Annotated in this window: 24 protein-coding genes; 19 read left to right on the top strand and 5 right to left on the bottom strand. The window is 58.2% G+C overall.

Annotation, left to right across the window (positions count from 1 at the left end; all coding sequences use genetic code 11):
- Position 1: 1 nt before the first annotated feature.
- On the bottom strand, positions 2–775 hold the full coding sequence (locus SPITH_RS07015; RefSeq protein WP_041624058.1) for a flagellar filament outer layer protein FlaA: 774 nt from the start codon (positions 773–775) through the stop codon (positions 2–4).
- Positions 776–873: 98 nt separating this feature from the next.
- Positions 874–1,680, bottom strand: a complete 807-nt coding sequence (locus tag SPITH_RS07020) for a hypothetical protein (RefSeq protein ID WP_014624984.1) — start codon at positions 1,678–1,680, stop codon at positions 874–876.
- 49 nt (positions 1,681–1,729) lie between these two features.
- Here SPITH_RS07020 and SPITH_RS07025 point away from each other — a divergent pair, with 49 nt between their 5' ends.
- The gene (locus tag SPITH_RS07025) at positions 1,730–2,722 is read left to right on the top strand and encodes a class II fructose-bisphosphate aldolase (protein WP_013313577.1); all 993 of its coding nucleotides are present in this window, start codon (positions 1,730–1,732) and stop codon (positions 2,720–2,722) included.
- Between the two features lie 95 nt (positions 2,723–2,817).
- On the opposite strand, the gene SPITH_RS07030 is transcribed toward SPITH_RS07025, so the two are convergent.
- The gene (locus SPITH_RS07030) at positions 2,818–3,498 is read right to left on the bottom strand and encodes a hypothetical protein (RefSeq protein WP_245523351.1); all 681 of its coding nucleotides are present in this window, start codon (positions 3,496–3,498) and stop codon (positions 2,818–2,820) included.
- A 48-nt stretch (positions 3,499–3,546) separates the two neighbouring features.
- On the opposite strand from SPITH_RS07030, the gene metX reads away from it, so the two are divergent.
- The 18 genes from metX to tsaB all read left to right on the top strand — a co-directional run bounded on the left by metX (position 3,547) and on the right by tsaB (position 17,188).
- Positions 3,547–4,725, top strand: a complete 1,179-nt coding sequence (metX, locus tag SPITH_RS07035) for a homoserine O-acetyltransferase MetX (RefSeq protein ID WP_014624986.1) — start codon at positions 3,547–3,549, stop codon at positions 4,723–4,725.
- Positions 4,722–5,351, top strand: a complete 630-nt coding sequence (metW, locus tag SPITH_RS07040) for a methionine biosynthesis protein MetW (protein WP_014624987.1) — start codon at positions 4,722–4,724, stop codon at positions 5,349–5,351. The genes metX and metW overlap by 4 nt, the downstream gene beginning before the upstream one ends.
- Before the next feature lie 89 nt (positions 5,352–5,440).
- The gene (infC, locus tag SPITH_RS07045) at positions 5,441–5,959 is read left to right on the top strand and encodes a translation initiation factor IF-3 (RefSeq protein WP_013313573.1); all 519 of its coding nucleotides are present in this window, start codon (positions 5,441–5,443) and stop codon (positions 5,957–5,959) included.
- A 13-nt stretch (positions 5,960–5,972) separates the two neighbouring features.
- Positions 5,973–6,170 (top strand): 50S ribosomal protein L35, encoded by a 198-nt coding sequence (gene rpmI, locus SPITH_RS07050; RefSeq protein WP_013313572.1) that lies wholly within the window; start codon positions 5,973–5,975, stop codon positions 6,168–6,170.
- Positions 6,171–6,197: 27 nt separating this feature from the next.
- Positions 6,198–6,557 (top strand): 50S ribosomal protein L20, encoded by a 360-nt coding sequence (gene rplT / locus SPITH_RS07055; protein WP_013313571.1) that lies wholly within the window; start codon positions 6,198–6,200, stop codon positions 6,555–6,557.
- On the top strand, positions 6,558–6,953 hold the full coding sequence (locus tag SPITH_RS07060; protein ID WP_014624988.1) for a cell division protein ZapB: 396 nt from the start codon (positions 6,558–6,560) through the stop codon (positions 6,951–6,953). It begins immediately after the preceding gene.
- Positions 6,954–6,961: 8 nt separating this feature from the next.
- Positions 6,962–7,246, top strand: a complete 285-nt coding sequence (locus SPITH_RS07065) for a cell division protein ZapA (RefSeq protein WP_014624989.1) — start codon at positions 6,962–6,964, stop codon at positions 7,244–7,246.
- A gap of 59 nt (positions 7,247–7,305) precedes the next feature.
- Entirely contained in the window at positions 7,306–8,130 is an 825-nt protein-coding gene (locus SPITH_RS07070) for a PilZ domain-containing protein (RefSeq protein ID WP_014624990.1), read from the top strand.
- A gap of 30 nt (positions 8,131–8,160) precedes the next feature.
- Positions 8,161–9,285 (top strand): tetratricopeptide repeat protein, encoded by a 1,125-nt coding sequence (locus tag SPITH_RS07075; protein ID WP_014624991.1) that lies wholly within the window; start codon positions 8,161–8,163, stop codon positions 9,283–9,285.
- Between the two features lie 200 nt (positions 9,286–9,485).
- On the top strand, positions 9,486–10,343 hold the full coding sequence (locus tag SPITH_RS07080; RefSeq protein ID WP_013313566.1) for a flagellin N-terminal helical domain-containing protein: 858 nt from the start codon (positions 9,486–9,488) through the stop codon (positions 10,341–10,343).
- Between the two features lie 169 nt (positions 10,344–10,512).
- A complete protein-coding gene (locus SPITH_RS07085) occupies positions 10,513–11,361 on the top strand; it encodes a flagellin N-terminal helical domain-containing protein (protein WP_014624992.1) in 849 nt (282 codons plus the stop codon).
- A gap of 66 nt (positions 11,362–11,427) precedes the next feature.
- Entirely contained in the window at positions 11,428–11,757 is a 330-nt protein-coding gene (locus tag SPITH_RS07090) for a flagellar protein FlaG (RefSeq protein WP_014624993.1), read from the top strand.
- A 24-nt stretch (positions 11,758–11,781) separates the two neighbouring features.
- Complete coding sequence (fliD, locus tag SPITH_RS07095) at positions 11,782–13,797, top strand: flagellar filament capping protein FliD (protein ID WP_014624994.1); 2,016 nt, start codon at positions 11,782–11,784, stop codon at positions 13,795–13,797.
- A gap of 9 nt (positions 13,798–13,806) precedes the next feature.
- Positions 13,807–14,685: a V-type ATP synthase subunit I domain-containing protein gene (locus SPITH_RS07100; RefSeq protein WP_014624995.1), complete on the top strand. Its 879-nt coding sequence runs from the start codon at positions 13,807–13,809 to the stop codon at positions 14,683–14,685.
- Positions 14,686–14,690: 5 nt separating this feature from the next.
- The gene (locus SPITH_RS07105) at positions 14,691–15,800 is read left to right on the top strand and encodes a PilZ domain-containing protein (RefSeq protein ID WP_014624996.1); all 1,110 of its coding nucleotides are present in this window, start codon (positions 14,691–14,693) and stop codon (positions 15,798–15,800) included.
- Between the two features lie 31 nt (positions 15,801–15,831).
- Entirely contained in the window at positions 15,832–16,098 is a 267-nt protein-coding gene (locus SPITH_RS07110; protein ID WP_014624997.1) for a hypothetical protein, read from the top strand.
- Positions 16,095–16,517, top strand: a complete 423-nt coding sequence (gene tsaE, locus SPITH_RS07115; protein WP_081467738.1) for a tRNA (adenosine(37)-N6)-threonylcarbamoyltransferase complex ATPase subunit type 1 TsaE — start codon at positions 16,095–16,097, stop codon at positions 16,515–16,517. Before SPITH_RS07110 ends, tsaE begins: the two co-directional genes overlap by 4 nt.
- Positions 16,514–17,188 carry a tRNA (adenosine(37)-N6)-threonylcarbamoyltransferase complex dimerization subunit type 1 TsaB gene (gene tsaB / locus SPITH_RS07120; RefSeq protein ID WP_014624999.1) on the top strand — a complete coding sequence of 225 codons (675 nt, stop codon included), beginning with the start codon at positions 16,514–16,516 and terminating at the stop codon, positions 17,186–17,188. Before tsaE ends, tsaB begins: the two co-directional genes overlap by 4 nt.
- Here the strand turns inward: tsaB and csrA are convergent.
- The gene (csrA, locus tag SPITH_RS07125) at positions 17,185–17,418 is read right to left on the bottom strand and encodes a carbon storage regulator CsrA (protein WP_014625000.1); all 234 of its coding nucleotides are present in this window, start codon (positions 17,416–17,418) and stop codon (positions 17,185–17,187) included. The genes tsaB and csrA overlap by 4 nt on opposite strands.
- On the bottom strand, positions 17,418–17,870 hold the full coding sequence (fliW, locus tag SPITH_RS07130; RefSeq protein WP_014625001.1) for a flagellar assembly protein FliW: 453 nt from the start codon (positions 17,868–17,870) through the stop codon (positions 17,418–17,420). Before fliW ends, csrA begins: the two co-directional genes overlap by 1 nt.
- Position 17,871: the final 1 nt, after the last annotated feature.

Here is a 17,871-nt window from a genome sequence, read left to right on the forward strand (position 1 = left end):
CCTATTCTCTTCCTGGTGCCGGGGCATTGGCCCAGAGATCCTGTACCTGCTCCGGGTTGGCAAGGACGTCACCGTCGAATCCCGTCTCAAAGAGATCGGTGAGCACCTTGATCTGATCGATGTACACGTAGAAATCGTCCACCTTCTCTTCCGGGGTGGTCCACAGGACCAGTTTCACCAGCGAGAGCTGTTTGAGTGAAGGAACGTACTGGACAGCCTGCTGAATGGCCCCGGGGAACTTCACCCTGAGGTTCTTCCACCCCTTGAACTTGATGGATCCGAAGTCCAGCACATGGATCCTTCCCATGTAGTCCTGGATGTGAGCTTCCAGGGTATAGTTGTGGTTCGAGCCCCACACCCACAGGTCCATCTCCTTCACCCTTCCGGGGAGCACGATCGGATCGGGGACATACTCGCCGTTCTCCTCCCTCACGGGAAAGAACTCCACGTAGTTGTAGCCCTTGAGATCGAACTTCCCGTGGATTCCGAAGACCCTGAGGGTCTTGTCCTCGGGAGGACGCCGGAAGAGGGCTTCGGGATAGGATTCCACATATGCCCACTGAGGATAGGCAACGCTTCCCTGATCGGTTTCGATCACGGAGGCGTACTTGCTTCCCCTCGCGATCCAGATGTGCGAATTCGCTTCCTGTCCAGTGGGGTCGTCGAAGGTTTCGATGACTATCGCCTGGATGTTTTCCGTCACCTCATCGGCATACACCCCCCCCGCCCCGACGAGGAGGAGGATGCCTATACACAGGCTTATCCCTCGTTTCATTCTCGACTCCTTTTGCCAGCGCTCGTCTAATTGAATTATATGAGCATCAATTTTCTTTGTCAAATAGTTTTCGGTGAAAAAAATGGAAAGCACACGTTTCATCCTCGCTCCACGATCATGAACTTCCACCGCAAGGGAGGAGAGGTCTCTCCTCTGCACCATGCCTCGAACATCCCCATGAGGTCGGGATAGAGGACCCCTTCCACCTCACGTTCAGTATCGGCTGGGGCATCCTGTAACATTACCCACTGCACCTCACCCTGGATGGAATGGGGAAGACTCTCGGTGAAGACCGGGTCGAGGATGCACACGAGCGAAGGACCCCCGGCCTGGCCGCCCGAGAGAAGGGTCCGTACTTCCTCCAACGATGTCGTCTCGTTCGTGGGGATGAGGACCACGCCCAGCCCTTCCAGGACGGCAGGAAGGATCTCGTCCTCCTCCCTGTAGACCACGAGGATCCTCGGGGGCTTCGGTTTCTCTTTAATCTTCCTTATATAGGCTGCAAGATCCTCATACGCATCCCCCATGTCCGCATGGATCACCTCGATCCCCTCGGGGACCACCAAACTGCTCCAAGGGAAAAACGACACGGTGGTCCATCCACCCCCGGAAGGGAGCAGATCCGGTACGAGGCGTCCGGAAACGAGGAGGAGCGGATCCACCAGCACGCGCGACCTCTGGGGAAGGGCCCCCGGATCCGCATCATCCGGGAACACCTTCACCTCACACCCGGTACGCGCCTCCACCTCCTCGAGAGGAAGGGAGAGGGCACGCTCCCAGAACGTCACCCCCTCGGCGGAAAGGAGCAGAACGGGCTTCTCGCCCGAGTGACACCCGAAGCACAAAAGGGAGAGGACGAGGATGGGTATCGGAGAGCCGAAGCCGATCTTATTGACAGCCCACATCTAAGTCCATAATATGGCACTACACACCCTTACGTAAAGGAGCAGAGAGATGATTTCCTACAAGGAACTCGGTCTGGTAAATACAAGGGAGCTCTTCAAGAAGGCGATGGAAGGCAAGTATGCCATACCTGCCTATAACTTCAACAACATGGAGCAGCTCCAGGCCATCATCCAGGCATGTGTGGAGACCCGCTCTCCCGTGATCCTCCAGGTTTCCAAGGGAGCGAGGGAGTATGCGAACCCCACCCTCCTCCGGCACATGGCCCGCGGTGCCGTGGAGTACGCGAGGGAACTCGGATACGAGATCCCCATCGTCCTCCATCTCGACCACGGTGACAGCTACGAGCTCTGCAAGTCCTGCGTGGACATGGGCTTCTCTTCGGTCATGATCGATGGATCCCATCTCCCCTACGAGGAAAACGTGGAACTCACCAGGAAGGTCGTGGAGTACGCCCACAAGTACGACGTCACGGTGGAGGGAGAACTCGGGGTGCTCGCCGGCATCGAGGAACACGTCTCCTCGGAGAAGACCATCTACACCGATCCCAACCAGGTCGAGGACTTCGTGAAGCGCACGGGCGTGGACTCCCTCGCCATCGCCATCGGGACGTCCCACGGGGCCGTCAAGTTCAAGCCCGAGCAGTGCACCCGGCTCCCGGATGGACGGCTCGTACCTCCCCCTCTCAGGTTCGACATACTCGAGGAGATCGAACGGCGCCTGCCCGGCTTCCCCATCGTCCTCCACGGGTCCTCTTCGGTTCCTCCTCAGTACGTGGAGATGATCAATAAGTACGGCGGAAAACTGAAAGACGCGGTGGGGATCCCTGAGGATCAGCTCAGGAAGGCGGCACGGTCGGCGGTGTGCAAGATCAACATCGACAGCGACGGCAGACTCGCCATGACGGCCATGATCAGAAAGGTGCTCCACGAGCAGCCCGAGGTCTTCGACCCCCGGAAGTACCTGGGTCCCGCCAGGGCGGAGCTCAAGGAACTCTACAAACACAAGATCATCAATGTGCTTGGATCGGAAGGAAAGGCATAAGGCCCGGCGAAAGATCGGTACTCATGGAGAAGAGCCCGCCCATGGAAGGCGGGCTCTTCTCTTACGATGAGGGACATCCCCTTTCAGGCATTCCCTCAGACTCTGTGAGCTTCCTCTTTCCCCCCTCCTACGCGACCTTCTACCCACGAGATGAGTGAGGGAAGGAAGACCCCGCTCACTGCCACCGATCCTCCTACGAGGACCAACACTACAAGGGTCACCACCGGAAAGTTGCTGTAGTAGAAGAATGGCACGAGGGCCGTGGCGAGCACCACGACCACCCCATGGATCCAGTACCCCCATATCCGCAACCTTTTCCCCGTCTTGCCCCACTCGGTATACATGCGTGGTGCCATGTACAGGAAGAGGGAAAAGAGAAGGGGGTGAGAGAAGAGGGTGTAGGCCCCCATCCACCGCACGTGGAGGAGCAGGTCGAGGACCTGAAAGGCCAGGAGGAACCCCCCCGAAAACCACAGGAAGCGGCCATACCGCTCCAACCCCTCCCCCCAGCGGGATCCGAAGATCTCCCCGGCGAGGAGGAGCGCCAGGAAGGGAAGTCCGAGGCCAAGAACGCCCTCCCGTACGTAGAGCCAGAGCCCCTCGTATGCGGGCCCCGTCCCCTGCATGACGAGCACATAGAGCACTGCAAAGGGCACGGCCCACACGAGTCCTCTCAGGAACCGGTACAACCCCTCTTTACTCTCGGGAACGAGACCCAGTATAGTTACCAGAAAAATCAGGAATAGAGGCATGCTCACGAGGGCGAACAACATCATGTGCCCATTAGAGCACATTTCACTCATTCCTGCAATGGAGCGAGGATCATGGGCAAGGAACGTCGCAGGTGGGACGATGGAAAGGGGATAGGGCTCGTCACCCCCCAGGATTTCACCTTCGGGACACCGGGAGAGGGGCTCATCCTCGAGAGCGGAAAGTCGTTCGGACCAATCACCATCCGCTACGAGACCTACGGGGAGCTCAACCGCGATCGGAGCAACGCCGTCCTCATCCTCCACGCATTCTCCGGCGACGCCCATGTGGCGGGCTTTCACTCCCCCGACGACCCGTCCCCGGGATGGTGGGACACGATGGTGGGACCCGGCAAGGCCTTCGACACGAACCGATACTTCGTCATCTGCTCCAATGTCCTGGGAGGCTGCCAGGGCTCCACAGGGCCCTCTTCGATCAACCCCGAAACGGGAACCCCCTACGGCATGAGCTTCCCTGTGATCACCATCGGTGACATGGTGAACGCCCAGGTGAAACTCATCGAACACCTGGGAATCGAGCGCCTCCTCGCCGTTGCAGGGGGATCCATGGGGGGTATGCAGGCGCTCGAATGGGTCACGGCCCACCCCGAGCGGGTACGATCGGCGGTGATACTCGCCTCCACCGCACGACTCACCGCCCAGGGTATCGCGTTCAATGCCGTGGGAAGGAACGCCATCATATCCGATCCCCGCTGGAACAACGGGGATTACTACGGAAAGGAGATCCCCGCCCGGGGACTGGCGATCGCCCGAATGATAGGCCACATCACCTACCTCTCCGACGAGGCGATGAGGGACAAGTTCGGACGAAGGCTCCAGAACCGGGAGACCTATGGCTACGACTTCGAAGATCAGTTCAGCGTGGAAAGTTACCTCGAGTACCAGGGGGACAAGTTCGTCGAACGGTTCGATGCGAACACCTACATCTATCTCACCAAGGCCATGGACTACTTCGATCTCAGCGAGAAATACGGGAGTCTCGTCCAGGCCTTCTCACGGGTCATGGGGAAGATGCTCGTGGTCTCCTTCTCCTCGGACTGGCTCTATCCCCCCTACCAGTCGAAGGAAATCGTCTTCGCCCTCATGAAGGCGGGGAAAGACGTCTCCTACGTGAACATCGACTGTCCCTATGGACACGATGCATTCCTCATAGAGACCGAGCGGCAGACCCCGCTCATCGCATCCTTTCTCGAGACCGTGGCCAGGGAGACCACGGGAAGGAGGTCGTCATGAGGTCCATGCCCCCCTCGCCCGCGTCGTATCAGAGCGAGAACTACATCTTCGATGTGATCGTGGATATGGTCGAACCGGGATCACGGGTGCTCGACCTGGGATGTGGGAACGGAGCGCTCCTCTCCCGCCTCATCGAGGAGCGGGGCGTGAAGGGGATGGGGGTGGACATCGAAGAGGCGATGGTCCTCCAGTGCATCCAGAAAGGGATCAGCGTCTTTCAAGGCGATCTCGACGAGGGGCTCAAGGACTACGAGACGGGAAGCTACGACTACGTCATCCTCAGTCACACCCTCCAGGTCGTGCACAGACCCAAACAGCTCCTCCAGGAGATGATCAGGGTGGGGAGGAGGGTGATCGTCAACTTCCCCAACTTCGGATACCTCGGGGTACGACTCAAGCTCCTCTTCACCGGGCGGATGCCGGAGACCAGGGATCTCCCCTACAAATGGTACGATACTCCCAACATCCACCTCTGCACCCGTGCCGATTTCCTGGATCTCTGCAGGGACCTCGGGATTCCGATCCTTAAGGAGATCACGTTCAGGCGCGGCCGGATCCTCAAGGGTCCCTTACGGAACGTGAGGAGCACCGAGGCATGCTATCTCTTGAAAGGCCTCACGGGCTGACCCTTCGGGGTGGTTTGACTCTTTCCGGAAAGAATGATATAGTTTTTTCCACTCGAACAATCCGCGAAGCACGAATGCGAGGAGGCTGATTGGCTGACAAGGATTTCAGAACGAACGAGGCGATCACCGCGCGTGAGGTGCGTCTCATCGACGAGAACGGCGAGCAGCTCGGAGTGGTACCCACCCAGGAGGCCCTCCGACGAGCCAGAGAGAAGGGACTTGATCTTGTGGAAGTCGCCCCTCAGGCGAAACCTCCGGTCTGCAAAATCCTCGATTACGGCAAATACAAATTCGAGCAGGAAAAGAAGCTCAAGGAGACCAAGAAGAAGCAGAAACAGAACAAGCTGAAAGAAGTGAGGATGCAGCCCAAGATCGATTCCCACGATCTCGAGTTCAAGACGCGTCACATACGCGAGTTCCTGGAAGAGGGGAACAAGGTGAAGGTTACCATCCGTTTCAGAGGAAGAGAACTCGCGCACACGGAGATAGGCAGAGGTGTCCTCGAGAAGATTCTCGAGTTGCTCGAGGACGGCTATACAGTGGAGAAGACACCGAGCATGGAGGGTCGCTTCATGTCCATGGTGCTCGCTCCGAAATCAAAGAAGTAGAGGGGAGTCCTGTATGCCGAAGATGAAGACCCGTAAGAGCGCCGCGAAGCGGTTTTCCATCACCGCACGTGGGAAGGTGAAGTACAAGAAACAGAATCTCCGTCACATACTCACGAAAAAGGCCCAGAAGCGCAAACGCCACCTGAGAAAACCGGGGCATCTTCCCAAGATGGAGGAGAAGCGGGTGAAACGACTTCTCCCCTACGGTTGACCACACCACACACAAGAGGAGAGAACCATGCCGAGAGCGATAGACGGTACACGACGAAAGGACAGGAGAAAGAAGATTCTTAAACTCGCGAAGGGGTTCTGGGGAAGGCGGAAGTCGAATTTCAGGACTGCCAAGGATGCGGTGGCGAAGGCCCTCGTCTACTCCTACCGGGACCGGAAGTATCGCAAACGTGAATTCCGGAAGCTCTGGATCGCTCGTATCTCCGCCGCATGCAGGGAGGAAGGTATGACCTACTCCCGCTTCATCGAAGGGCTCAGAAAGAGCAATATCGCCATCAACAGAAAGGTCCTTTCGAATATGGCGATCGAGGATCCCCAGGCCTTCAAGGAGCTCGTCGCCACTGCGAAAAAGGCCCTGGAGGTATAGATGGTGAATGTGGAGCAGATCAGGGCCCTGGAGGAGGGGGTTCAGAAGCTCGTCAAGAGGGTGAGAGAACTGAAAGAGGAGAACACCCTCCTCAAGGAGAAACTCGCAGGCTACACGGAACGGATCGAAGAGCTGGAACAGCTCATCCATCAGTACCGTGAGGATCAGAAGGAGATCGAGGAAGGAATTCTCTCCGCGCTCAAGCACCTCGACGCCCTTGAAGACGAGTTTCTCTCCTCCGACAAGGCGCCTGCCGCTCCACCACACACCGAAGCCCCCCCCTCTCAGCAGGAAGAAGCTCCCGATGGAGAGGAGGATGAACCCATCTCCTCAGAGGAAGAGGGAGAGGAGGAAGACTCCTCCCCTCCCCCCCCTCCAGAACTCGACATCTTCTGAGTCGAGAGATGGAACAACCCTTCGAGATCAATATCCTGGGAACCCGATTCGCGATAAGGACCGATCAGTCCCCCCAACACATGGAGAAGGTGCTCTCGACATACACGCGGAAGGTTGAAGAAATCATGAAGAAAACAGGCGTGCAGGATTCCCTCAAGATCGCGATCCTTGCAGGCCTTGTCCTCGCGGACGAGCTTCTTCACGAACAGGCAGAGAGCCCCTCTCCCCATGACGAGGAACTCGAACGTCTCACCTCCCGGATCCTCCTCCAGATCAACGAAGCCCTCGAATAGGGAGGTTTCCACCCGTTGTTGACAAACAGAGATGAAATGCACCATAGTTGCTACTAGGTATGGCCATCGTCACCAGCCAGCAGATCACACGATACTACAATCAGTTCAAGCATATCGAGGTTACCTTCACCAAAGGTATCAACGCCGCCATAGGACTCGTACCCACACAGACGTACGTGAAGTGCCTCGACGAACAGTGGCCATGCATCATCTATTCCTCCTCCATGGAAGGGGCGAAGATCATCCTCAACAACAAGCTCAACTTCATGGACAAACTGAAGGAGGCGAAGAATCTCGTGAGCCTCCGCTTCTGCTTCCAGGAGCGGGAGAAACACCAGCCGCTCTCCTTCTTCGTCTCGGCAAAGGTGGCGGGAATCACGCCCTACGGGAAACAGGATGCCTCGGTGAGCTTTCTCACCCTCTCCTACACACACAGGCCTCCCGACGATCTCATAGAGATACTGGGAACCCTCCTCGAAGCCAACATCAATGCCAAGAACAGGAAAGAGGAGCGCATCCTCCTCAACGAGGAGATGCAACGCCGACTCAAACTCCGTGAACGGAACACCCTCGTCTACATCCAGATGGTCCCCCGAAGATGCCTCCTCAGGGACCTCTCGTTCTCGGGAGCCAAGGTGATCATGATGGGGGTGGCCAAGTTCCTCCTCAAGAAAGAGGTGAGACTCAGACTGGAATTCGAAGACCCTCAGGAGACCTTCGAAATTCCCGGTCTCATCATCCGTTATGAGCCGGTGGAGGGACGGAAAGACATCGGAGCGTACGGAATCCATTTCGATGAGGACAAGGTGCCCCACGGCTACAAGATCCGTCTCAATGAGGCCCTCAAATACCTCCCCCGACAGGGCACGGATACCCCTCAGTGAGCACCCCTTCCTGAACCCCAAGGAGAGAACATGCAGGAACAGACACACGATCCCCTACGACATATCGTCTTCATATCACTCCCCGAAGATCTCGACTTCTCCATCGAGGATTTCACCATCGACCCTCATATCCCCCTCCCCGTGGAACCCCCCCCGGGAAAGGATGCCTTTTCCCTGGAGGAGCTCTCCTGGGAGATGATCCTCTCCGGCATACTCAAGGTGCTCGCCTACGAACCAGGGGACCCACATGCTGCATACTATCGCCGCTTCGCGAAGGCGGTGCGCCCTTCTCTCACGGAAGAGCTTTCCGAGACAGGAGTCTTCAAGGCGAAGCAGGGGGAGTACGACCTCGCCGAGGAGATCTTCCTCGCGTTGATCGGACTAGAGCCTGAGAACCCCGCTCACCTCCTGAACCTCGCCGTGGTCTACGAGGAGCGGGCGAAGAACTACGAAAAACTGGGGCAGGAAGAACGGGCCGAGGAATACCGAAAGAACGCCGCCTTCACCTACAACCGTCTCTTCCTCATGGAAGAAGGGGTTCCCCCCGCCGCGTATCTCAACGCCGGATTCTTCTATGCTGAGCAGCACGACTATGCCACCGCCCTCACCTACCTCAAACGGTTCCTCGATCATCCCGAAGCGCCCCCCTCCAGGAAAGGAAAAGTACGAGCACTGGTCGAGGAGATCGAGAAGCACCACCTCTACGACGAACTCTTCCAGCAGGCGTACGAGGCTATCAAAGGAGGCAGGGAGGAAGAGGGGATCGATCTCATCCGCCAGTTTCTGGAAGTCTACCCCGAGGTCTGGAATGCATGGTTCCTTCTGGGCTGGGCGCTCAGGAGGAAGGAACGCTACGGGGAGGCCCTCGAGGCCTTCAGCCGGGCGGAGTCCCTCCATCCCGATGATGCCGACACGCTCAACGAGCTCGCCATATGTCTCATCGAAGAAGGGAGAATCGAAGAGGCAGAGGAGGCCCTCAACCGAGCCCTCCGTAAAGCCCCGGAGAACACGAAGATCATCTCCAACCTCGCCATCGTGGCACTCAAACAACACCGGGTGGAGGAGGCGAGAAGGCTCTTCCAGGTGGTCCTCGAGTTCGCTCCCGACGACCCTCTCGCACTTCAATACCTGAAGATGCTCGAAGACGAGGTGTGACCCTCGGATTGCACGAAAAAACAGCGCCCCCCTAAAAGTTATACCCCTCCTCGTCGATAAGAGAGTGAGGCTTCTGCCATGGAGGAAGGTCAAAGGCAGGGGCTCTCCTATTCGTAGTGTCGGTATGCCGGCGTGCCGACATGAGCGAAAATTTTCCGGGCATGGACGCCCGGACCACTACACCATTCATGGAGGAAGGTATGATTATCAACCACAACCTCAGCGCCATGTTCGCTCAGAGGCAACACGGGATCGTCGATCTCGACCTGAGCAAGAACATGGAGAAACTCTCCTCCGGCCTCAGGATCACCCGTGCGGCCGACGATGCAGCGGGACTGGCCATCTCCGAAAAGATGCGTTCCCAGATAAGGGGCCTCAAGCAGGCCTCCCGGAACGCCCAGGATGGTATCTCCTTCATCCAGACCGCCGAAGGATTCCTCCAGAACACGCAGGACATCCTGCAGCGTCTGAGGGAACTCGCGGTCCAGGCGGCCAACGGGATCTACAGCGAAGAGGACAGGATGCAGATCCAGGTGGAGGTCTCCCAGCTCGTGGACGAGATCGACAGGATTGCATCCCACGCCCAGTTCAACGGGATGAACCTGCTCACCGGGCGCTTCGCTCGGGAGGAAGGGGAGAATGTGGTCACGGCCAGCATCTGGTTCCACATCGGCGCCAACATGGATCAGAGGGAACGGGTGTATATCGGTACCATGACCGCGGCGGCTCTCCAGATGAAGAACGCCGATAACACCCCGATCTCTCTCGCCGATCCCGAGAGCGCCAACCGCGCCATCGGCGTCATCGATCTCGCCCTCAAGAAGGTGAACAAGCAGCGGGCGGATCTCGGCGCCTACCAGACGAGGCTCGAACATGCGATGAAGGGACTCGACATCGGTGCGGAAAATCTCCAGGCCGCCGAATCGCGCATCCGGGACCTCAACATGGCAGCCGAGATGGTGGATTACACCAAGAACCAGATCCTGCTCCAGGCCTCCACCGCCATGCTCGCGCAGGCCAACACCAAGACACAATCGGTGTTGCAACTTTTCGGATGATGGAGTAAAATTGTAGTAGCTCTTTGAAAAGTCCACCCTCCAGGGGATGTCTCTTCAAGGGGGCCCGGGATCCCACCCGGGCACTCCTTCACGTATATAACCGGACGGTACGTCCGGGGGAAAGGCAGGGATCGCCTTTCCAGAAGTCTCTCTATACAGGGAGGGTCACATGATCATAAACCACAACATGAGCGCCCTGTACGCGAACAGGACGCTCGCCGAACGGGACACGGCGATCACCAAGAACATCGAGAAGCTGTCCTCCGGTCTCAGGATCACCAGGGCAGCCGACGATGCAGCGGGGCTCGCCATCTCCGAGAAGATGCGTTCCCAGATCCGCGGTCTCAACCAGGCGGCCCGGAACATCCAGGACGCAGTCTCCTTCATCCAGACCTCCGAGGGATACCTCCAGGAGACCCAGGACATCCTCCACAGGCTCAGGGAACTCTCGGTCCAGGCCGCGAACGGGATCTACAGCGACGAGGACCGGCTACAAATCCAGGTTGAGGTGTCCCAGCTGGTGGACGAGATCAACAGGATCGCATCCCACGCCCAGTTCAACGGGATGAACCTGCTCACCGGTGGATTCGCGCCCAACGGTCCCAGGAGCCTCACCATCCAGGTGGGTGCCAACATGGATCAGCAGGAGCGGATCTACATAGGAACCATGACCGCAGAAGCCCTTCTCGGCGGTCAGAACGCGGGTGCAGGAGCCCTCGTCTCCATCTCGACTCCCGAGGACGCGAACAGGACCATCGGTCAGGTCGATACCGCCCTGAGGATCGTCTCCAAACAGAGAGCGGACCTCGGTGCGTATCAGAACAGGTTCGAGATGGCCTGGAAGGGCGTCTCCGTTGCAGCGGAGAACATCCAGGCGGCCGAGTCCCGGATCCGCGATGTGGACATGGCCTCGGAGATGGTGGAGTACGTGAAAAACCAGATCCTTACCCAGGCCAACACGGCGATGCTCGCTCAGGCCAACATGAAGACTCAGTCTGTGCTCCAGTTGCTGGGGTAAGGCATCCTCTTTTGAGGAAGGGGGGAGGAACGCATGAAGCGATCCTCTCCCCTCTAGGAGGATCACATGAGGATCGACGGAGTATGGGGGGGGAACCAGCAACAGCAGGACTATGATACACATCGACAGGCAAACGATATACGCACAGCCCACGAGACATCCGGCACGGCGAGGCAAACACCCAGGAAGGAGACACTCAGTCCCCCGACACGACTCCCTTCTCTTTTCAATAGACGCCTCAAGTACATGATAGATCCAGAAGTGCATCAGGTAATCGTAAAGGTGATCGACAGGGAAACCGAAAAGGTGATAAAGGAGCTCCCGCCAGAAGCATTGCAGCGTCTTCATAGACGCATACGAGAGGCAGTGGCTCTTCTGGTAGACGAGCAGGTATAGGGGGGAGAATGGAGGGGGCCTCGCATGTCCGACATCTCAATTCCCGGTGTCACGAGTAAATACAACACGGAAGAACTCGTCGGCAAGCTCGTCGAGGCGAAAAAGGTTCCCCTCACTCGAATGGAGGACACCCTCGCCTCTTACAAGAAACAGCAGGAAGCCTGGCAGGAAATAGCCACCCTCACCTCCAAGGTGAGGGAAAGTGCAAAGCGCCTCTACGGATTCGAGAATCCCTTCCAGGAAAAGGTTGCAGAGAGTTCCGACGAGCGAGTGCTCACCGCATCCACCACCAGAGAGGCCCTGGAGGGGACGCACAGGATCAAGGTCACCCGTCTCGCTACAGCGGACCGCTTCCTCTCCGATCCCCTATCCGAGGATTACACCGTACCGGAGGGAACCTATACCTTCCGCATAGGGGAAGAAGAGGTCGGCTTCTCGTTTTCCGGCGGCACCATCGAGGACTTCATCGCCCGTCTCAACCGGCGGGGGGAAGGAGTGCTCAAGGCGAGCATCGTACGACAGTCCCCCACCCAGCAAGTCCTCCTCATCGAATCGCTCAAGACAGGCAAGGACGCCGCCCTCGCCTTCGAAGGCGCAGCGAGGGAACTCGCCGTGGAGCTCGGCCTCATCGAGCCCGTGCCCGTCACCTCCTTCGAGGCTCGATTCGATGAGGCCCATATCGCCGCGTGGGAGACCCCCCTGGAAGAATCCGGCCACAGGATCGTGGACTCCACCCTCGTCCTCCCTCCGGGGAGTTCGCTTCAGATTCCTGTCTCTCCTCCCGTCAAGGTGACCCCTCAGATGGTCCTGGAGGTGACGTTGGATGTGAAGGAACTCGAGGAACCACCTCAACCCACCCCCCCTCCCGGCCCTTCCCTTCCCGGCACGGAAGGGGTGACACTGGATGGTATCTCGGTGGAGGGAGCTCCTTCGGAGGTACCCCTCCCCCAATGGACTCCACCTCCGACCCCTGCCCGCGTAGACGACGATCAGGTACTCTTTGCCATGAAGAACGGGAGGACGGTGCCCCTCACTCCTCTCGACCGGGGACCGTTTCCCAAGACGATCACCATTCCTCTCTCGTCCCTTGTGGACGGTCTGGACGCGATCGCATTGCGGAACAGGAACACCCACAAAGAGATCACGATCTCATCCCTCCGCGTCTACGATCCGTCGGTGCGGGCGGATTTCATCCCGAAACATCCCGTGAGCCAGGCCCAAGACGCCGAGTTCCTCCTCGACGGTATTCCCCTCACCCGACCCACAAACGACATCGAGGACGCGATCCCCGGGACGACCCTCCATCTTCACGACACGAGTGATCGCACGGTGAACCTCTCCATCCGCCCCGACAAGGAGACCATCAAGGACACCATCATCTCGTTCGTCGGACAGTACAACAGGCTCATGGCCTATCTCAACATATACACCCAGGGTGACGAACAGGTGATCTCCGAGATAGGGTATTTCACCGACGAAGAGCGGGAAGGAGCGAAGGAGAAGCTGGGGATCTTCCGCGGCGACATGACGCTCACTCAGCTCAGGAACAAGCTCCAGACCATCATGATGAACCCGTATGAGACGAGGGATCCCTCCGTCCGGCTCCTCGCCCAGATAGGAGTCTCAACCAATGCCACGAGGGGAGGCCCATTCGACCGTACCAAGCTGCGAGGCTACCTCGAGATCGACGAAAACGTCCTGGATGCCGCCCTGGAGAAGGACATCCTCGTGATCAAGGATCTCTTCGGGAGGGACACCGACGGGGACCTCGTGGTCGATACAGGAGCTGCCTTCCTCACGGAGGAGACCCTGAAGCAGTACGGGAGCACGGGGGGGGTGTACGACATACGTCTCAACACCTTGAAGACGAAGATAAACGCCACCAACAAAGAGATCGAAGACTACAAGGAATACCTTCAGGACTACGAGGTGGAACTCCGAAGAAAGTATGGTATGATGGAGGGGATGCTGGAGACGCTCGAAAAGAATTCCCAGGAGATCGAAAACTTCTCCCGATCCCTTTCGAATCAGAACAGATAGGGGGAACACATGGAGCTCGTCATCAACCAGAAGAAAGTGGACATCGCGCTCGAACACGAACAAACGCTCGGGGAAGTCTTCTCAGGAGTGGAGGAGTGGCTCAACAAGGCGGGTCTCTTCATCACCGAAGCCCGACTCAACGGAGAGGCCGCGATCCCTCTCGAAGAGAGGAACGAGTGGGAACGCCTTCCCGTGGATCAGGTGAAGATGCTGGAGATCACCGCCTATACTCCGCAGGAATTCAGGGCCTATACCCTCTCGACATTGAGAGAATACCTCCTCGTCATGAAATCCCTCGTGGAAAAGGAGGACTACCCGAACCTCCGCCTCCTCGCCGAAGACTTCTTCTCCCTGCGGGAACACCTCTCCTACCTCCTCCCTGAGATCTTTCCCACCGAAGGGGCATCCCCCCTCGAGAAGGCTCTCAAGACCTCTTCTCTCCTCACGAGCACATCCCTCTCCCCCGAAAGCAAGAAGGAGATACTCGAACTCGTCTCCGCGCTCCTCGTCCTCATCGAGGACAGGATAGAAGAACTCCTCTCTCCCCTCGATCACCTGAGAAAGACGGCCCAGGCACTCTCCTCCGAACTCGAGCGACTCTCCGAGGTTTCCATACTCCTCCAGACGGGGAAGGCGGTGGAGGCGCGGGACATCGTCCTGAGATTCAGCGAATACCTCCAGAGGATCATACGGCTGCTCGGGAACCTCGACAGGGACACCCGGGAACAGTGGGAAGGCCTTCCCGGCCTGGCTCAGGAGATAAACGGATTCCTCTCCGAGGTCACGCAGGCCTACGAGGATCAGGATTACGTCCTCGTGGGAGACCTCTTCGAATACGAGATCATACCGAGGATGCAACGGTTTCTCACATTCCTGCTGGACAGGTGAGCGAGATGCCGCTCCTTCGCTACGAATTCCAGTTCTTCACCGAGACCGACCCCACCACGAATCTCATCATGATCCTCGTCCTCATCGGTGCCGTACTCCTCACCGTGGTGGTGGGAAAGCTCACCTCTCAACGGAGCGGAGGGGGGGCGAGAAGCCTCTCGGGCCTCGGCACTTTCTCCTTCCGGCGGTCGGCCAAGAAGATCGGTCTCACCCGACACTATATCCGTCTCCTCGAGGGACTGGTGAAGAAGTACCGCGTACCCAATCCCGAACGCGTACTCCACAACAGCCCTGTCCTCGACAATATTCTCAGACGCGAGATGGCCGAGATAGAGGAATCGAGACTCCCCGATGCTGAGAAGGACCTCAGGAAGCACCACCTGTTTCTCATCAAACAGGTGATCGAGGCCAATAGTCCCAGGAGGGGGACCCTCGGATCGACCAGACAGCTGAAACCCGGGGAAGAGGTCAAGCTCTACCTCCCTCACAACCGGAGACTCTATCTCTCCGAGGTGGCAGAAAACACCCCCACCTATCTGGGGATACGAGCTCCTCTCGACGAACAGGGAAGGCTCGTGAAACTCCCGCCAGGCAGCCGGGTCCACCTCAGCTTCGTACGCTACGGCACCCAGCTGTTTTCCGCCCCTGCCACCATCCGCCACGTGAGCACCCGCTCCTCCATCCCGATCCTCTATATCGACCACCTCTCCCGGGTACCACAGGTGATGAAACGACGCCACAAGAGGATCGACTTCAACGCGCCCACCTACTTCTACAAGGTCCAGATCGTGGAAGGAACGGGCCGGAGACGGGAGGCGGTCGTCAATACCGGGCAGCGATACAATGGCACCATCATTGACCTCTCGGCTGGCGGCTGCGGAGTGAGGACCTATTATCCCCTCCCCCCCGGCTCCCTCCTCAGACTCGACTTCAGGACCGACCTGGGGGAACCCATCTCCGCGTACGGGAAAGTGCGGGGAGTCACCACCGAGAGGGGGAAGGGGACGATCATGCATGTGATGTTCACCAGCATGTCACGTCACCAGCTGAACGAACTCCGGGAGATCATCTACGACATGCGTCCCGGTCTCAGCCCCTCTCCTTCCAGATATTGACTCCCACCTGCTTTTGCGCTATCCTCTAAAGATGAAACTCATTTCCGTGGAAGACATTAAGGAAAAGGATCACCCTCTGGACTACCGCAAGACCTACACCGCGAGGGCGGTGTTTCAGTCGGTGGTGCATGGGAAGGAAGAGATCCCGATATCCTTTCACATCGAATACACACCCCTGGGAGAACCGAGGATAGAGGTGCAGCTCCATGAGCATCCGAGGAGCGGGGAAGTCTTGGGTGCCGTGAAGGCGCTCAAGTCACACATCAAGGCCTTGAGGGAACAAGGAGTCCTCTCCTGAAAGAATACCTCTCACACGGCCCCGAGGAGACCGAAGCGGTGGGTCGGGAGATCGCCTCACGCATCACCGCTCCGGTCGTGGTGGCGCTCTATGCGCCCCTGGGAGGAGGCAAGACGACACTCACGAGAGGTCTGGCCCGTGGGTGGGGATACGACGGGCTCGTGACAAGCCCGAGCTATACCCTAGCCACGGTCTACGAGGCTGAGGTTCCCATCTATCACATCGATGCATACAGGCTCGCCTCCGAGGAGGATCTCATCTATCTGGGCCTGGAAGATATCCTCTACGGGGATGGTATCGCCGTGATCGAGTGGGCCGAGAAGGTGAAGGCCCTTCTCCCCGAACGACACGTCTCGATCACCATAGAGGTTGTGGACGCATCCAGAAGAAAGATCACCGTGCAGGAAGAAGGGCGATGAACATCCTCTGCATAGATACCTCCACGGAACTCCTCTCGGTCGTGGCATCCTCAGGAAGAGACCACATCTCCCTCCACGTGGATCGGGGATTGGTGCATGCCGAACAGTTGCTCCTCACCATCCACAGGGTGTGCACACTTCTCCACACGTCGCTGAGCAGGATGGATCTCCTCGCCTGCTGTGCAGGACCCGGCTCGTTCACCGGACTGCGCATCGGCCTCGCCACCATCAAGGGCCTCTCCGTAAGCCTCGGGATCCCCTTCGTACTCGTCCCCACCCTCGACGCCTACGCGCTCTCCTACCGGGGCGAGGAGTATCCAGTACTACCGGTGATCGATGGTAGGAAACAGCGGTACTACACTGCCCTCTACCTGAAAGGTGAGCGCAGGACGGAGTACCTCGACCTCACCCTCGGGGAACTCTCCGAACTCACCGCCCCTTACAAAAGGGTATCCTTCGTCGGACCTCATGCAGAGAGATGCAAGGACACCTGGTTCCCGGATGACCAGAAGGTACAGGTGGTGCCCCGGTTCAGGGAAGCGCTGGGCCGAGAAGTGCTCGCCCTCGCCCGATCGATCTATGAGCAGCAGGGAGCGGCACCCACGTCTGCACAACCCCTCTATCTCCGTCTCAGCGAGGCGGAGATAGGAATCACACGAAGAGCAGATTAAGGAACATCGTCACCCAGAAGATCATCGAGGGAAGGGATCTCCCTGGAGACGCTCAGCGCCGAACGGTTCTCCTCCTGGATGGCACGATATACCTCTTCCCGATAGATCTTGATCTGAGGCGGGGCGGAGATACCGATCTTCACCTGGTCTCCGCGTATATCCACCACGCGGACCTCTATATTGTCTCCGATGATGATGCTCTCGTTCTTCTTCCTGCTCAAGACCAGCATTATCTCTTCCTCAGGGCCGCAAGCTCTTCCAGGATCCTGTGTTTGACATGCCACCTGTCGTCGGTACTGATCACCTGAGCGGCCCGACGCGTCTTCCTGTTGACGAGCAGGGGGCCTTGCAGGTTGGCCGTCATCTCCCTCTGGTTCTCGGGGATCGTGACGATCGCGAAGATCAGGAGATCCTCTTGCCGTTCCAGCTCAAGCGCCTGGAGATCGGAAGGGAGAGGTGCAGGATCGTAATCGGGTCTGAAGACGCGAGGATCTATCACCACGAACGCCACCTGGGGGTCCTCGAGAGACTGAAGCCAGTAGAAAGGAGGCTGATGCGAGTCGAGAAGGGCGTACCTGGTGAGGTGCTCGAACCCGAAGAGCCCGTTCACAAAGGTGAGGATCTGTCGTTCGTCAACGGTCAGTGGCCCATATGGGCGCGTGTTAATCGTCACTGTCCCCATC

This window comes from Spirochaeta thermophila DSM 6578 (assembly GCF_000184345.1).
Lineage (GTDB): Bacteria > Spirochaetota > Spirochaetia > Winmispirales > Winmispiraceae > Winmispira > Winmispira thermophila.

Excerpts from the sequence above, each read along its gene's own strand:
- SPITH_RS07015 (WP_041624058.1), bottom strand. The coding sequence starts at position 775 with ATGAAACGAGGGATAAGCCTGTGTATAGGCATCCTCCTCCTCGTCGGG.
- SPITH_RS07020 (WP_014624984.1), bottom strand. The coding sequence starts at position 1,680 with ATGTGGGCTGTCAATAAGATCGGCTTCGGCTCTCCGATACCCATCCTC.
- SPITH_RS07025 (WP_013313577.1), top strand. The coding sequence starts at position 1,730 with ATGATTTCCTACAAGGAACTCGGTCTGGTAAATACAAGGGAGCTCTTC.
- SPITH_RS07030 (WP_245523351.1), bottom strand. The coding sequence starts at position 3,498 with ATGATGTTGTTCGCCCTCGTGAGCATGCCTCTATTCCTGATTTTTCTG.
- metX (WP_014624986.1), top strand. The coding sequence starts at position 3,547 with ATGGGCAAGGAACGTCGCAGGTGGGACGATGGAAAGGGGATAGGGCTC.
- metW (WP_014624987.1), top strand. The coding sequence starts at position 4,722 with ATGAGGTCCATGCCCCCCTCGCCCGCGTCGTATCAGAGCGAGAACTAC.
- rpmI (WP_013313572.1), top strand. The coding sequence starts at position 5,973 with ATGCCGAAGATGAAGACCCGTAAGAGCGCCGCGAAGCGGTTTTCCATC.
- rplT (WP_013313571.1), top strand. The coding sequence starts at position 6,198 with ATGCCGAGAGCGATAGACGGTACACGACGAAAGGACAGGAGAAAGAAG.
- SPITH_RS07060 (WP_014624988.1), top strand. The coding sequence starts at position 6,558 with ATGGTGAATGTGGAGCAGATCAGGGCCCTGGAGGAGGGGGTTCAGAAG.
- SPITH_RS07065 (WP_014624989.1), top strand. The coding sequence starts at position 6,962 with ATGGAACAACCCTTCGAGATCAATATCCTGGGAACCCGATTCGCGATA.
- SPITH_RS07070 (WP_014624990.1), top strand. The coding sequence starts at position 7,306 with ATGGCCATCGTCACCAGCCAGCAGATCACACGATACTACAATCAGTTC.
- SPITH_RS07075 (WP_014624991.1), top strand. The coding sequence starts at position 8,161 with ATGCAGGAACAGACACACGATCCCCTACGACATATCGTCTTCATATCA.
- SPITH_RS07080 (WP_013313566.1), top strand. The coding sequence starts at position 9,486 with ATGATTATCAACCACAACCTCAGCGCCATGTTCGCTCAGAGGCAACAC.
- SPITH_RS07085 (WP_014624992.1), top strand. The coding sequence starts at position 10,513 with ATGATCATAAACCACAACATGAGCGCCCTGTACGCGAACAGGACGCTC.
- SPITH_RS07090 (WP_014624993.1), top strand. The coding sequence starts at position 11,428 with ATGAGGATCGACGGAGTATGGGGGGGGAACCAGCAACAGCAGGACTAT.
- fliD (WP_014624994.1), top strand. The coding sequence starts at position 11,782 with ATGTCCGACATCTCAATTCCCGGTGTCACGAGTAAATACAACACGGAA.
- SPITH_RS07100 (WP_014624995.1), top strand. The coding sequence starts at position 13,807 with ATGGAGCTCGTCATCAACCAGAAGAAAGTGGACATCGCGCTCGAACAC.
- SPITH_RS07105 (WP_014624996.1), top strand. The coding sequence starts at position 14,691 with ATGCCGCTCCTTCGCTACGAATTCCAGTTCTTCACCGAGACCGACCCC.
- SPITH_RS07110 (WP_014624997.1), top strand. The coding sequence starts at position 15,832 with ATGAAACTCATTTCCGTGGAAGACATTAAGGAAAAGGATCACCCTCTG.
- tsaB (WP_014624999.1), top strand. The coding sequence starts at position 16,514 with ATGAACATCCTCTGCATAGATACCTCCACGGAACTCCTCTCGGTCGTG.
- csrA (WP_014625000.1), bottom strand. The coding sequence starts at position 17,418 with ATGCTGGTCTTGAGCAGGAAGAAGAACGAGAGCATCATCATCGGAGAC.
- fliW (WP_014625001.1), bottom strand. The coding sequence starts at position 17,870 with ATGGGGACAGTGACGATTAACACGCGCCCATATGGGCCACTGACCGTT.